Origin of the sequence: Fulvivirga sp. (assembly GCF_040220315.1) — a bacterium.
In the GTDB taxonomy this organism is placed as follows: Bacteria; Bacteroidota; Bacteroidia; order Cytophagales; family Cyclobacteriaceae; genus Fulvivirga.
The window spans coordinates 1-14,121 of the sequence record NZ_JAVJUY010000113.1 but is presented as its reverse complement, the minus strand read 5'-3'; the positions used below and the strand labels follow the sequence as shown (position 1 = coordinate 14,121).

General features: G+C 37.3%; 13 protein-coding genes and 2 pseudogenes. 7 read left to right on the top strand and 8 right to left on the bottom strand.

Annotation, left to right across the window (positions count from 1 at the left end):
* Nucleotides 1–981: pseudogene (locus RLO81_RS05340) on the bottom strand (peptidase M28); the annotation flags it as partial.
* A 137-nt stretch (nucleotides 982–1,118) separates the two neighbouring features.
* On the opposite strand from RLO81_RS05340, the gene RLO81_RS05335 reads away from it, so the two are divergent.
* Nucleotides 1,119–1,667 carry a DUF2911 domain-containing protein gene (locus RLO81_RS05335; RefSeq protein ID WP_350108291.1) on the top strand — a complete coding sequence of 183 codons (549 nt, stop codon included), beginning with the start codon at nucleotides 1,119–1,121 and terminating at the stop codon, nucleotides 1,665–1,667.
* Here the strand turns inward: RLO81_RS05335 and RLO81_RS05330 are convergent.
* Complete coding sequence (locus RLO81_RS05330; protein WP_350108288.1) at nucleotides 1,664–3,379, bottom strand: TolB family protein; 1,716 nt, start codon at nucleotides 3,377–3,379, stop codon at nucleotides 1,664–1,666. The genes RLO81_RS05335 and RLO81_RS05330 overlap by 4 nt on opposite strands.
* A 97-nt stretch (nucleotides 3,380–3,476) precedes the next feature.
* Here RLO81_RS05330 and RLO81_RS05325 point away from each other — a divergent pair, with 97 nt between their 5' ends.
* From RLO81_RS05325 to RLO81_RS05310, 4 genes are all read left to right on the top strand, one after another.
* On the top strand, nucleotides 3,477–4,238 hold the full coding sequence (locus RLO81_RS05325; protein ID WP_350108285.1) for an alpha/beta fold hydrolase: 762 nt from the start codon (nucleotides 3,477–3,479) through the stop codon (nucleotides 4,236–4,238).
* A gap of 1 nt (nucleotide 4,239) precedes the next feature.
* Entirely contained in the window at nucleotides 4,240–4,947 is a 708-nt protein-coding gene (locus RLO81_RS05320) for an SAM-dependent methyltransferase (RefSeq protein WP_350108282.1), read from the top strand.
* 86 nt (nucleotides 4,948–5,033) lie between these two features.
* Nucleotides 5,034–6,287 (top strand): methionine adenosyltransferase, encoded by a 1,254-nt coding sequence (metK, locus tag RLO81_RS05315; RefSeq protein ID WP_350108279.1) that lies wholly within the window; start codon nucleotides 5,034–5,036, stop codon nucleotides 6,285–6,287.
* Nucleotides 6,288–6,626: 339 nt separating this feature from the next.
* Nucleotides 6,627–6,860: a PIN domain-containing protein gene (locus RLO81_RS05310; protein ID WP_350108276.1), complete on the top strand. Its 234-nt coding sequence runs from the start codon at nucleotides 6,627–6,629 to the stop codon at nucleotides 6,858–6,860.
* 192 nt (nucleotides 6,861–7,052) lie between these two features.
* Here the strand turns inward: RLO81_RS05310 and RLO81_RS05305 are convergent, their stop codons facing one another.
* The 5 genes from RLO81_RS05305 to RLO81_RS05285 all read right to left on the bottom strand — a co-directional run bounded on the left by RLO81_RS05305 (nucleotide 7,053) and on the right by RLO81_RS05285 (nucleotide 10,917).
* A complete protein-coding gene (locus RLO81_RS05305) occupies nucleotides 7,053–7,802 on the bottom strand; it encodes a polysaccharide deacetylase family protein (RefSeq protein ID WP_350108273.1) in 750 nt (249 codons plus the stop codon).
* 338 nt (nucleotides 7,803–8,140) lie between these two features.
* Entirely contained in the window at nucleotides 8,141–8,437 is a 297-nt protein-coding gene (gene hpf, locus RLO81_RS05300) for a ribosome hibernation-promoting factor, HPF/YfiA family (protein ID WP_205722462.1), read from the bottom strand.
* 29 nt (nucleotides 8,438–8,466) lie between these two features.
* Nucleotides 8,467–9,348, bottom strand: coding sequence for a tyrosine-type recombinase/integrase (locus RLO81_RS05295; RefSeq protein WP_350108270.1), 882 nt, complete (start codon nucleotides 9,346–9,348; stop codon nucleotides 8,467–8,469).
* Nucleotides 9,349–9,418: 70 nt separating this feature from the next.
* Nucleotides 9,419–9,613 carry a 30S ribosomal protein S21 gene (gene rpsU, locus RLO81_RS05290; RefSeq protein WP_350108267.1) on the bottom strand — a complete coding sequence of 65 codons (195 nt, stop codon included), beginning with the start codon at nucleotides 9,611–9,613 and terminating at the stop codon, nucleotides 9,419–9,421.
* A gap of 134 nt (nucleotides 9,614–9,747) precedes the next feature.
* On the bottom strand, nucleotides 9,748–10,917 hold the full coding sequence (locus tag RLO81_RS05285; protein ID WP_350108264.1) for an acyl-CoA dehydrogenase family protein: 1,170 nt from the start codon (nucleotides 10,915–10,917) through the stop codon (nucleotides 9,748–9,750).
* Between the two features lie 164 nt (nucleotides 10,918–11,081).
* Here RLO81_RS05285 and RLO81_RS05280 point away from each other — a divergent pair, with 164 nt between their 5' ends.
* The gene (locus RLO81_RS05280; RefSeq protein WP_350108261.1) at nucleotides 11,082–12,395 is read left to right on the top strand and encodes a UDP-glucose dehydrogenase family protein; all 1,314 of its coding nucleotides are present in this window, start codon (nucleotides 11,082–11,084) and stop codon (nucleotides 12,393–12,395) included.
* Nucleotides 12,388–13,377: a UDP-glucuronic acid decarboxylase family protein gene (locus RLO81_RS05275; protein ID WP_350108258.1), complete on the top strand. Its 990-nt coding sequence runs from the start codon at nucleotides 12,388–12,390 to the stop codon at nucleotides 13,375–13,377. The genes RLO81_RS05280 and RLO81_RS05275 overlap by 8 nt, the downstream gene beginning before the upstream one ends.
* On the opposite strand, the pseudogene RLO81_RS05270 reads toward RLO81_RS05275, so the two are convergent.
* Nucleotides 13,378–14,121: pseudogene (locus tag RLO81_RS05270) on the bottom strand (AsmA-like C-terminal region-containing protein); the annotation flags it as partial.

Sequence of the window (14,121 nt, the reverse complement as noted above, 5' to 3'; positions counted from 1 at the left end):
CGCTTTCCCTACTCCAAAATGATCCCAATGCGCAGAATAGATGATTGTTTCTTCGGGGCGTTCTGTTCCTGGATATATGCCGATAACATTATTAGAAACAGATTTCTTAATGGCGTTTTTCAAAGAGACACTCATTTTTTGATTTAACTCAAAAGGCTCAAACTCCTTTTTTCTAGCTTCTTCATAATAATCATACCCTTCTTTACCAGCTGCTGCAAACATCTTGTTGGCACTTTCAGAGGAAATCCAACCCTCTACAGCACATCTGCTCATGTTTCCATCAGCACTTTCTAAATAAAGATTAGCGCCACTCCAGCCACCTTGCACTACCTCGAATGGATAGCTAGCATGAGCAGTTTCATGTATAATAATTAAAGCCGCAGCACCTTGGCGCGCTGCTTCTTCATATTTATAAGTCCATCGGCCATAGTATGTCATCTCATTTCCTTTGAAAAATGACTTGTCCTCCATTCCAAACCCTGGATCGTTAATTAGAACTACAACAGTTTTACCCTTCACATCAATGCCCTCATAGTCGTTCCATTGATATTCAGGTGCAATTATTCCATAACCAGCAAAAACCATTTCAGAATCAACAACAGATATTGAGTCCGTTACTCTTCGTGTAAGAGCAACAAAGTCATCCCAATAAGTGAGCTCGATATTAGAATCATCTGATTTGAATGTCATCAATGAGTCTTTAACTGAAGCGGTAAGCTCCACCATTGGCACTTCCTGAAAATAACTATCACCGTTTCCAGGTTTCAAACCAATTTTTTCAAACTCACTTTTAATGTAATTGATGGTTTTTGTTTCGCCTTCTGTAAAAGGTTTCCTTCCCAGAAATTCGTCAGAAGCCAATGTTGCTACTCGCTTCTTTATACTTTCTTCATTAATGCCATTGTATGCTTCCTCATAATTGGACTTTGGACCACATGAGATAATTATGGCTGAAAAAACAATCAGATAAATTTTCTTCATAATAAGTTTTAATTAATAGGCCTTGAAGTTATGAAATTTTTAATTTCCGTAGTAAGTCCCATTTCATTACATGCTAATAGTTGTATTGCAACAAAAAGGCTATAATTGGCGTAACTGTATTTCACGAGATAGAATTTATGAAGAAGTTAATTGTTGTTGCAGGTATTTTAATTGCCATAGTAGCGGCTGCGTTTATCGGTATGAGAATTTATACTAAGTCTTTCAGCCCGGAAGGTAACGCTGTATATGATCAAAATTCAATAAATATTGAAGTGAAATACGGCAGGCCATATAAAAAGAATAGACAGATTTTTGGAGGCCTAGTGCCTTATGGCAAAGTATGGAGAACAGGAGCAAATGAGGCCACAACATTTACTACCAATGTAGATTTAATGATTGGCAACGAAGAATTGCCGAAAGGAACCTATTCTTTGTTTACCATCCCTGAAAAAGACAGCTGGAATATCATTTTCAACAGTACCATCCCTGGTTGGGGTGTAGATTTCTCAGGTGAAGCGGCCAGAGACCCTTCAACAGATGTGGTGAATGTAGAAGTTTCCGCTATCTCAACTAAAAGCACATTTGAACAATTCACAATAGATTTTGAGCAAATGCATAATGAGATTGATATGATCCTGATGTGGGACCAAACACTTGTTGTTGTGCCAATGCACGAGGCTAATTAAAGAGAAAGTATCTTAATAGTAACCTTTACATCCTGTTCACCTTCCTCAGGTTCAACGGCTTGTTTACTTTTTTTGGATTTGATAATGATGTAGGATTCACTCGCCCCTTTTTCAACGAAGTAAGCTTTTATATTCTCACCCTGTTGTTTAGTTCGGTCGTTGTGGTAGGTTTTGTTAATTACTAACTCCCTCACAATTTTAATCTGTGGTTCATTTGCAATGGATATAGTATCTGCAACGATATCCATCGAAGTTGAATCCTTTTCATTCGAAGCGAGTGAAGTACTATCATATGCTGAAGCAGGTGCTAAACTATCTATAGCGGCAGGTACAAGAACTTCCTTTTCTAAGTACGTAGAATCTATCATTACTTCCGTTAAATCTTCGTCAGATTGGATAGAGTCTTCTTTATAATTTGTTTGATGAACAGTTATTTCAATTTTTATCGACTCATTCTTACGAATCATATCATTCAACCTCCTTAATTCATAGGTAGAACGATCATCTATTTCGTTTGATGCTTCTTTAAAGAAGATATCAGATTGAAATTCAAGACCTCTGGATAATAGAACAAGCTCAATTTTGAGGCGTTCCTTGTCTCTTCTGCCGACCGTTTCGAGATTATAAATTTTCGAAAAGTACTGATATTCTGGGTTCGGGTGTAATACGGATAGATCGTAAGTGCTTCCTTCGTTGAGAACCAGTGCAAACTCCCCTTTTTCGCCAATATTATCGTTCCATATCCTATCTCTTAAGTCAACGTTAAAAGCTAGGAGTTTGGCATCAACCCGCTCGCCCGTACTCTTATCAGTTACAATGCCTTCAATACGCATCACTTTTTTGGGTTTAAACTCATCAGGGAGTAATACCTCAACCAATTGATGTTCACGCCCGGTGTTTTGTGCGGCAAATGCATACCTTCCTTTTGAGGGTATACTTATAAATTGATCGTCTTTATCGGTATTTATAAAATCCATGGGTACTGGCTGAGTCCATGTACCACCCAGATTTTTGCTCATAAACAAATCAAGACCACCTTTGCCTCCCATTTGGTCAGACGAGAAAATAAGAGTTTCTCCATCAGCTAATATCTTTGGGTTTTGTGAATTGCCCGTATTAATGGCAACAGGTAAAAGTTCAGGCTCCTGCCATTTGCCATATCGCTTGGTAGATACATAAATTTGGCAACCTTTTGCCCCTTTTAGCTCTGTCATGCCATCGCATCGCATAAAATAAAGTTTCTCACCATCTGGAGATAAACTGGGAGTACCTTCATTGCTAGCCGAATTAATCGGTCTCCCAAAATTTACTGGTGCTCCCCAATTTCCTCCTTGTCGCTCAGAGTACCATAGCTCAAAGCCACCCAACCCAGATTTACGGGAAGTGAAAATGAGTAATTGCCCATCAAAAGACAGACAATAACCCCCCTGATAATTTAATGTAGGGCGATTGACCACTTTAGAAACCTCGGTAGGTTCGTTCCAGGAAGAAATTGTTTTTCTAGTGGTAAAATGCATGGATAGGCTACCATCATCTGTATAATCAGAGAGATATACTAATGTTTCGCCATCACCACTCAAGGCAGGTGCGTATAAATTTACAGATGGCTGATTAATATTAGGTGGCAACTTTCTTAGTTGCTCTTGGGCAACCAAAGCAATGCAACTAAAGCAAATTAGGCAGAAACAAAGGAGTGAGTTAACTAATTTCATGTTTACAGGGTTTGTTTCAATATAGACATTAATGAAAAGTATATCCAATTAAGAGTTAATCTTTATTCTATTAAGTTTACAAAAATATTTTTATCGCATGGAATTATTTTATCGTGAAATGGGCGAAGGTCAGCCATTAATTATTCTGCAAGGCTTATTTGGCTCTTCTGATAACTGGCTTTCAATCGCCAAAATACTAGCTGAAGATTATCATGTCTATTCTGTAGATCAGCGGAATCACGGGCAATCACCACACAGTGATGTTTTTGATTACCCCACGATGGCTGATGATTTGAGTGATTTTATCGATCAGCATTCTATTAAAAACCCTATTATTCTGGGGCATTCGATGGGTGGTAAAGTGGCCATGCAATATGCTGTAAATTACCCAAATGAGTGGCAGAAGTTAATAGTAGTTGATATAGCTCCTAAGAGTTATCCGGTTCATCATGACGGAATACTTGAAGGTTTAAATAACCTTAATTTAAATGAACTTGGATCAAGGGGAGACGCTGACACACAGTTAAGTGAGTATGTACCTGAGTTAGGAGTGAGGCAATTCTTATTAAAGAACCTGAATAGAGATAGTAATGGATTTAGCTGGAAAATTAATTTACCAGTACTCACCAAAAATATTGAAATAATTGGCGCTGGATTAAATGGAAGTCTGGCAGATTCCAAACCTGTACTTTTTATTAACGGTGAGAAGTCAGGCTATATTAAAGAATCTGATTTTGCATTGATAGACGAGACGTTTCCCGGCTCTAAATTGGTTACTATTAAAGGTGCAGGTCATTGGGTACATGCGGAAAAACCTGAAGAATTTATAGAAACGCTAAATGCCTTTTTAAATCAGTAGAATGAAAGGGAAATTATTTTTGGTTCCTACAGTTATTGCTGAAAATAGTCTAAATACCATACCAGAACAGGTAAAAGAGGTGATTAAGAATACTGAATACTTTCTTGTTGAGAATGTTCGCACGGCTAGAAGGTATATTAGTTCACTTAAGCTGGGCCTTACTATTGAAGAATTAAAGTTCGAGATACTCGATAAAAAAACCGACTCACAAAGACTTGGAAAGCTGCTTGAGCCTTTGTCGAAAGGAATGAATGTTGGTATTATTAGCGAATCTGGTTGCCCGGGGGTAGCTGATCCTGGAGCTCTGGCAGTGGAATGGGCACAACGGAATAAAATTCAAGTGGTGCCATTAGTGGGCCCTTCTTCAATTCTTATGGCTTTAATGGGTTCCGGGTTCAATGGCCAGAAGTTTTGTTTTCATGGATATCTACCAATCGATAAGAAAGAACTTGAGAAGGAAATAAAAGCGTTGGAAGCAGAATCTGGTAAAAAGAATCAAACACAAATTTTTATAGAAACACCTTACAGGAATAACCAACTGCTTGCTACCCTAAGCAAAGCATGCCATCCGTCAACCAAAATTTGTGTGGCCAAGGATATTACAGGGAAAGAAGAATTTGTTGTAACAGATACCGCAGCAAATTGGCAAAACAGAAATATCGATCTGCATAAAATACCTACTGTATTTTTACTATATGCGGGCAAATAACTTTAGAGCATAATTGATTTTATTATCAATGCTAATTGCTCTAAATTTGCGCACTTTAATTAATGACAACAATAAATAGAAAATAGATGCCTTATTTGTTTACCTCAGAGTCTGTTTCAGAAGGACACCCGGATAAAATTGCAGATCAGATTTCAGATGCACTTATCGATAACTTTTTAGCATTCGATAAAGATTCTAAAGTGGCATGCGAAACGTTAGTAACAACTGGCCTTACTGTATTGAGTGGCGAGGTGAAGTCGAACGCGTATTTGGATGTTCAAAAAATCGCTCGTGAAGTGATTAACAAAATAGGGTACACCAAAGGTGAATATATGTTTGATGGTAATTCATGTGGTGTTATATCGGCTATTCACGAACAATCTCCTGATATCAATCAAGGTGTCGATAGATCTAACCCTGAAGAACAAGGAGCCGGTGATCAAGGGATGATGTTTGGTTATGCAACTAATGAGACAGAGAATTACATGCCTTTGGCACTCGACTTGTCACATAAGATATTAATCGAGCTGGCTAAGCTTAGAAGAGAAGGTAAGGAATTAACTTACTTGCGCCCGGATGCAAAATCTCAGGTAACTATTGAATATTCTGATGATAATACTCCCCAAAGAATTGAAGCCATCGTGGTTTCTACCCAGCATGATGACTTTGCTTCTGAAGCAGAGATGTTAAAGACAATCAAAAAAGATATTGTTGAAGTGTTGATTCCTAGAGTGAAGGCTCAACTAAAGCCTGAGCTTCAAAAGCTGTTTAATGATCAGATTAAGTACCACATCAATCCAACGGGCAAATTTGTGATTGGGGGGCCGCATGGTGATACTGGTCTAACAGGAAGAAAAATTATTGTTGATACGTATGGTGGTAAAGGCGCACACGGGGGTGGTGCATTCTCTGGTAAAGATCCTTCAAAAGTAGATAGATCAGCAGCTTATGCGACAAGGCACATTGCTAAGAATATGGTGGCGGCTGGTATCGCTGACGAAATTTTAGTACAGGTGTCTTATGCGATAGGTGTTGTTGAGCCTATGGGAATTTTTGTTAACACGTATGGTTCTGCAAAGGTTGATATGACCGATGGTGAAATAGCTAAGAAAATCAGTGAAATTTTCGATATGCGACCTTACGCAATTGAGACTAGATTAAAACTAAGAAATCCTATTTATTCTGAGGCTGCTTCTTACGGCCACATGGGAAGGGAAAATGAAATTGTAAAGAAAGAGTTTATCTCTGCCAGTGGAGAAAAAATTGAAATGGAAGTAGAGTTATTCCCTTGGGAAAAGCTGGACCATGTAGACAAGGTTAAATCTGCTTTTGGAATTTGATTGATGCTAGTATAATAAAACAGAAAAGGCTTCCAATTTGGAAGCCTTTTCTGTTAGTGGGCCATTTGCTTCACCTTTATTTTTCGTATTTGCCTTCGAAGGGCTTCTACAGCCTCACCCCAACTGGTCGTAGGTTAAGCGATAGCGATCCTACGATCTAAAATGAACACGTGCGTCAGCACGGTTTTAAATTGAAAAATACTACCAAAGCCATCCTGCTATCTTGCTAGCGCTCGTTTGTAACGAGTGCAAATTGCAACGTGGCTAGGTAATGAGTGTTGTAAATAAGGAAAGTTTAGAAAGAATAAGTCACGCATCACAGATACGCGCCAGCTCAAGTTGTCAAACTCAGAAGAAAAAAGTATACATGATTTTCCGTCAAACCGCGTGATCGTAGATATTAACAGCGCAATTAAGAGCAGTATTATCAATCTTAGAAAATCTTATAGATTGAAATTGTCAGATAGTATTATTATTGCCAGTGCCTTGCATTTTGATTTGCCTTTGATTACTTCAGATAATTTTTTTAACGAGGTCGAAGAATTAGAAACGGTCTATTTCGAAAAGAAATAGCCAGCTAATCTAGGCGTAGAGTGAAGCGTCTAATATAAAGACCAGGCGTAAATATATAAGGTTCAGAGTATTGTTGAAATAGTAGCGCAAGTTTTAACTTTAATGGATCGCAGAATAGTGTTAATTTAACTCGATTGGGATGAATAAATAAAATCAGCACGCTTTACAAAAGCGCATAAGTGGGAATTACAACTACTCACTTATCAATTCAGAATAAGTAAAAAATTCAAGCTTTAACCTTCTTGCTTCTTTTAAAATAAACTCTAATGTTTCTATCGAAAAATGGTAGTCTCCTTGTTCAGCAGGTCCGTGGCCGTGGAGGCATAGCACTTCATTGTTCAATTTAGCTCGTGTCAGGGCATTGGCAATCATCGTCTCAGTTAGTTCATAGTTGTAGTCAAATCCAACAGAATAGAACTCATTACTACCATCAAAATCAAAATAAATTTCATCCATCAGTGTTAGGTCTTTTTCTTTATTCACAGGTACATCTGAGCGTAGGGCACTATGGTGGCTTGATATTAAAAAATCGGTAAACCAATGTTTCGCACCATAGGGATAGGCGAATGAAGTGGCATCAAAACTGTAATGGTTTAAAGCATCTTTATTAGCTATAATCTCATTTTCTAAATAAGTGTCGTAAGAATTATCCTTAATATAATATTCAGAAAGTACATGCAATGCACCATGGTTACCAATCTCATGTCCATCGCTCTGCAGTTTTTGAAGCATGTTTACTTCAGTGGTGGTAAGAGAATCAAACTGCGTTATAAAGAATGTCACCCTTGCATCATACTTTTCAAACATCGGTCGCAGATCATACCATTCCTCAACGTACCGGTCGTCAAAAGAGATGCAAATACCAGGCACGTTCTTTTCTTTTGTTTCAGAACATCCCAGAATTAAGATTAGAAAAAGACTAAATGCAGAGACTAGTTTCATAAAAACAAGTAAGATTTAACCCTTAAAATTATTGGATGTTAATTGATCAATTATCAATTGATATATAAAATTAACATAATTGTATCTTAAGGAATGGTTGATTTCAATTAACGAATAATAAAAGACTCGTGTTTATTGATAACTTAACCTAGGCGTAGAATGAAATAAAAAAAGGAAGCTAAATGTAGATTTAATCTGCACTTTCATATGGTTATTTTCAATTGGTTTGGATATGTGATATTGAGGTGTGATTCCAAACAGTAATTAGAAATGTACTTGGAGCTTAAGTTGGCGCAAGTTTGCAACAAAAAAGGCTTCCAATTTGGAAGCCTTTTTTGTTAGTGGGCCATTTGCTTCACCTTTATTTTTCGTATTTGCCTTCGTAGTGCCTCTACTGCCTCATCCGTGGCTTCCTCAAATGATTTTGCTTCTTCCTTTGCAAATAATTGATTGCCCGGAATGTTTAATTTTATTTCAACTGTTTTATTCTCAATTCCCGTATTATTTATTCTTAGAAAGACCTCACCGTCAACAATACGGTCGTAGAAAGTTTCTAGTTTATCAGTCTTTTTTTGTATGAAGTCAATAAGTTTTTGATCAGCATCAAAATGGATAGAATGAATCTGTAGCTTCATAATCGTTCTTTTTTAGGGTTAATAATAATTTAAGCTTTAGGGTGCGCCTGGTCAAAGACCTTTTTTAACTTCTCAAGAGAGTTATGTGTATAAACTTGCGTTGCCGCCAAACTCGTATGTCCAAGTAAATCTTTCACCGCATTCAATTCAGCTCCTTTATTGAGAAGGTGCGTAGCAAATGTGTGACGCAACACATGTGGACTACGCTTATCTATCGTTGTAAATAAATTTAAATATTTTTTAACCAATCTGTAAATAAACATTGGGTAAACCTTTGCTCCTTGATCTGTAACGATCAGAGTGCCATCTAATTCTGTAGTAAATAGTTTCTTTTTCTCAAGAGAATATTCTTTAAGCAAATGCCCTAGAGTTTTAGCAAAAGGAATAACTCTTTCCTTGTTTCGTTTACCAAGTACTTTAATTGTTTCGTTCTCGTAATTAATATCTCTCGGTTTTATTTCTATCAGTTCCGAAAGTCTTATTCCGGTACCGTATAGAAGCTCAAGCACGAGCCTGTCCCGTAACCCTGTAAATCCTTTTTCAAATTCACAGTTGTCCAGCAGTAAGTTCATGTCTTGTTCATTTACAAACTGAGGGAGCTTCTTACTTGTCTTTAAAACTTTAACTTTTGAAGTGGGGTCTTTTAATATGGCACCTTGTTTCATCAAGAACTTATAATAAGCTCTGATGGATGCTATTTTTCTGTTGATGGATTTTGGTTGCAGACCTGCTTCAACAAGGTTGACAATCCAACTTCTTATTAATGAATGATTGGCTTCAGCCAGATCAGTAACTTCAAATTCCCTGTTTAAAAAAGTCGCTAATTGGGAAAGGTCATTCTGGTAGGATTGGATCGTATGCCGGCTGTAGCGCCTTTCATATTGAAGGTATTTGATGAAAGTTTCCTGCATAAAAAAAGTACTACCAACTCCTATCGTGGTAGTACTAATTTAATCAATTAATGCAGGAATAACTTGCGGTTTAGTAATTTTCTTCCGCGTATTTATCCTGAATGTATTTTGCTTTAATAACTTCGGTTCTTCTCTTTACTGAAGGTTTTTCGTAAAATGTTCTTGATCTAAGTTCTTTTAAAACACCAGTTTTTTCGAACTTCTTTTTGAATCTCTTAAGAGCTTTGTCAATAGATTCGTTTTCTTTTACGTTAATGATTATCATAATATATTACCACCTCCCTTCAATTTGGATTGCAAACTTAGTTGTTTTGTCTGATATTTTAAAACAATCAAAAAAATAAGTGGAACGCACGCCCCACTTATCTATAAAACCTAATTGCTTAAAAAAAAGGTCAGTTATTTTAAAAGGTCTCTCGAAATAACCAATTTTTGAATTTCAGAAGTACCTTCACCGATGGTACAAAGCTTTACGTCTCTATAGAATTTTTCTACAGGGTAATCTTTTGTAAAACCATAACCACCAAAGATTTGAACAGCTTCATTGGCAGCTTCCACTGCAATTTCTGAAGCATAATATTTAGCCATAGCAGACTCCTTTGTCATTGGTTTGCCATGATTTTTTAATTCAGACGCCTGCATTATTAATAATTTGGCAGCCTCAATCTTTGTGGCCATATCAGCTAGTTTAAATGCAATTGCCTGAAATTTTGAAATTGGCTGATTGAATTGTTCTCGTTCTTTAGAGTATTGCAAAGCAGCTTCGAAAGAACCTACTGCAATTCCCAAACTAAGTGCAGCAATCGAAATTCTTCCTCCGTCCAATATTTTCATTGACTGTATGAAGCCTTCACCCACTTCTCCTAAAACCTGGCTCTTGTGCACACGGCAGTTTTCAAAAATCATTTCTGCCGTCTCGGAGGCACGCATGCCCAGTTTATTTTCTTTCCTTCCACCAGAAAAACCAGGGGTTCCTCGCTCCACTACAAAAGCAGTCATACCTCGTGAATCTCCAACCTTACCTGTACGGGCAATGACTACAGCCACATGTCCTGATTTGCCGTGTGTTATAAAATTTTTGGCACCATTCAACACATAGTAATCGCCATCTGCTTCTGCCACAGTTCGCATATTACCCGCGTCTGATCCTGTATTAGGTTCAGTTAAACCCCATGCTCCAATCCATTCTCCACTTGCAAGTTTGGGCAAGTACTTCTGTTTTTGCTCCTCGTTTCCAAATTGTAATATATGGCCTGTGCATAGTGAGTTGTGGGCGGCCATTGATAAACCTATGGAACTGTCAACTTTTGACAATTCAACAATTGCCGTTACATACTCATGATATCCAAATCCTGATCCACCATACTCTTGCGGCACTAAAACCCCCATAAGTCCTAACTCACCGAGTTTGTGAAATAACTGCATTGGAAACTCCTGAGATTCATCCCAGTCCATCATATGAGGTTTAATTTCCTTTTCACCAAAATCTTTGATCATTTGAGCGATCATTTTTTGATTTTCATTTTCCTGGAAAGCTATTCCTTCAGGTGCTTCTAAAACTGTATTCATTTTCAAAAATTAATTATTATGGTCTGCAAAACTAACGATTATAAACACTTACCCAAACGAATGTTAGTTTGGTTAGGTTGTGAAGTGAGAAAAGTTATTTTATATCAAGGCATTTAAACATTTAAAAACCTATTTTTGCAGGCGTTTAGAAAATAAATGAAATTATGAAAGTAGCTGTAGTAGGTACAGGATATGTAGGTTTAGTAACAGGAACGTGTTTTGCCGAAACAGGAAATACTGTTACTTGTATCGATATAGACGAGAAAAAAGTTGAGAGCTTGAATAATGGTAAAATCACTATTTATGAGCCCGGACTAGAAGCTTTATTCGAAAGAAATATCAAGCAGGGTCGCTTACATTTCACAACCAATTTGAAAGAAGGGATAGAAGGAGCCAAAGTAATATTCTTGGCGTTACCTACACCTCCTGGTGAGGATGGCTCAGCGGACTTAAAGTATATATTAAAAGTAGCAGAAGATCTTGGCCCTATTCTTAAAGACTATGCAGTTATAGTAGATAAAAGTACTGTGCCCGTTGGTACTGCAGAAAAAGTGACGGCCAAAATAAAAGAAAATGCCAAGGTAGATTTTGATGTAGTTTCAAATCCGGAATTTCTTAGGGAAGGTGTTGCCGTTGAAGATTTCATGAAACCAGACAGAGTTGTGGTGGGAACAAAGTCAGAAAAGGCAAAGAAGATCATGGACACATTGTATGCTCCGCTCGTACGTCAGGGAAATCCGGTAATTTATATGGATGAAAAATCTGCCGAATTAACGAAATATGCGGCTAATTCATTCTTGGCAACGAAGATTACTTTCATGAATGAGATAGCCAATATGTGCGAATTGCTTGGAGCCGATGTAGATGCAGTTCGTAAAGGTGTTGGTACTGATTCGCGTATAGGTAAAAGATTCTTGTTCGCTGGTATTGGTTATGGTGGAAGTTGCTTCCCGAAAGACGTTCAAGCGTTGGCGAAATCTGCTCAAGACGTTAATTATGAGTTCGACATTCTCAAATCTGTAATGAATGTTAACGATAAACAGAAAACAAAGCTTATACCTCAAATAAAAAATTATTTCTCTGGAGATCTTTCAGGTAAAACAATTGCTCTATGGGGGCTCTCTTTTAAGCCTTACACTGATGATATAAGAGAAGCACCAGCACTTTATAATATAGATGAGCTTGTTAAATTGGGAGCAAAAGTACGTGCCTATGATCCTGAAGCAATGGAGAATGTAGAAGGTGTAATAGGTGACAAAATAACTTATTGCAATGATCAGTATCACGCCCTTGAAGGAGCGGATGCCTTATTGATTGCAACCGAATGGCCTGTTTTCAGAACTCCGGATTTCGATCGTGTTCATTCATTGTTGAATAATAAAGTAATTTTTGATGGCAGAAACCTTTATAGTCCTAATGAAATGGGTGAATTAGGCTTTGCATACTACAGTATAGGCAGAACAATTATTAATGGGTAAAAGAATATTAATCACCGGAGCTGCTGGATTCCTTGGGTCACATTTGTGCGATCGGTTTGTAAAGGAAGGATTTCAGGTAGTAGCCATGGACAACCTGATAACAGGTAATATTAAAAATATTGAACACCTATTTGGTAACAAGAATTTCGAGTTTTACCACCACGATGTTTCAAGGTATGTATATGTCTCCGGTAACATTGATTATATACTACATTTTGCATCGCCAGCTAGCCCGATTGATTATCTTAAAATACCCATTCAAACCTTAAAGGTTGGATCACTAGGTACTCATAATTTACTAGGTTTTGCTAAAGCGAAAGGAGCCAGAATGATGATAGCTTCCACTTCGGAAGTATATGGCGACCCAATGGTGCACCCTCAAACGGAAGAGTATTATGGTAATGTAAATCCGATCGGTCCTCGAGGCGTATATGATGAAGCCAAGAGGTTTCAGGAAGCAATGACCATGGCATATCATACATATCATGGTTTGGAAACAAGGATTGTAAGGATTTTTAATACTTACGGTCCTAGAATGCGACTGAATGACGGAAGAGTGCTTCCAGCTTTTATTGGCCAGGCCCTTCGCGGTGAAGATCTTACCGTTTTCGGTGATGGGTCACAAACAAGATCATTTTGTTATGTTGACGATTTAATTGAAGGAATTTACAGGTTGTTATTTAGCGATTACGTTTATCCTGTAAATATTGGCAACCCTGACGAAATAACCATTTCTCAATTCGCGGAAGAGATTATTAAACTGACTGGTACTAATCAGAAAATAGTATATAAAGAGCTGCCTAAAGATGATCCAATGCAACGTCAACCAAACATCGATAAAGCCAGAGAAATTTTAGGCTGGGAGCCGAAAGTGAGTAGAGCAGATGGCTTAAAAATCACGTATGATTATTTTAAGTCCCTTTCAAAGGAAGAACTTTTTGCCAAGGACCATAATGACTTTGAAGGTTATATTAAGAAATAATTAGTTGTTCTCTTCCCAGTCGAAATAATCATCTTCTTCAAGCTCAACTTTTTTCTTTTCCTTGAGACCTTTGTTTTTAAAGGCTTCCTTCAATTCTTCCATTTCTTTTTTAAGATCTGAAACAATTTTATTTTTAACCGCTTCCTTATCGTAAGCAACCGCGTAGTTACTGGTTGTGCCTGTAATTTTTAAATGGACCAACGTTTTTCCAGAGCTTGTTTCTTCTATTGCGCCAAAGGCTTCGTCTTTATCTCTTTTCTCTTTTCTTCTGAGCGGGGTAATAATTTTATAATTAATACGCTGATCGAACGTATGAGTACCAGATATATTTAGTGAGCTAACATTAGAGTTAACTTCAATTTCAGGAAAATATACGGTCTTATCCTTAATGAGAATATCCGTGGAAATATCAGAGAAAGTCAAATGGCTTAGCTTTTCATCATCTACGTATCTCTCAAGTCTTAGTATAGGCGCAAAATTGTTCAACTCACCACCTCTAATGGTCGTAGCGATTTTACTCTCTAAACTACTTGGGTTTAATCTTAAAAATGAGTCAAAAGTAAGGGTAGAAATAATTTTAGCATCTACTTTACCTTGAAGGTGTTTGTCTTCGAGGAATGTTTGATTGAAATTTTCAAAAACGTAGAATATACTGTCAATAGCTATATTCTTTAATGACATTTCATTGTCCACGCTGATCAAGTTTTCTTGTTGAGCATCAATTAAACCGGATAGTACAATTTT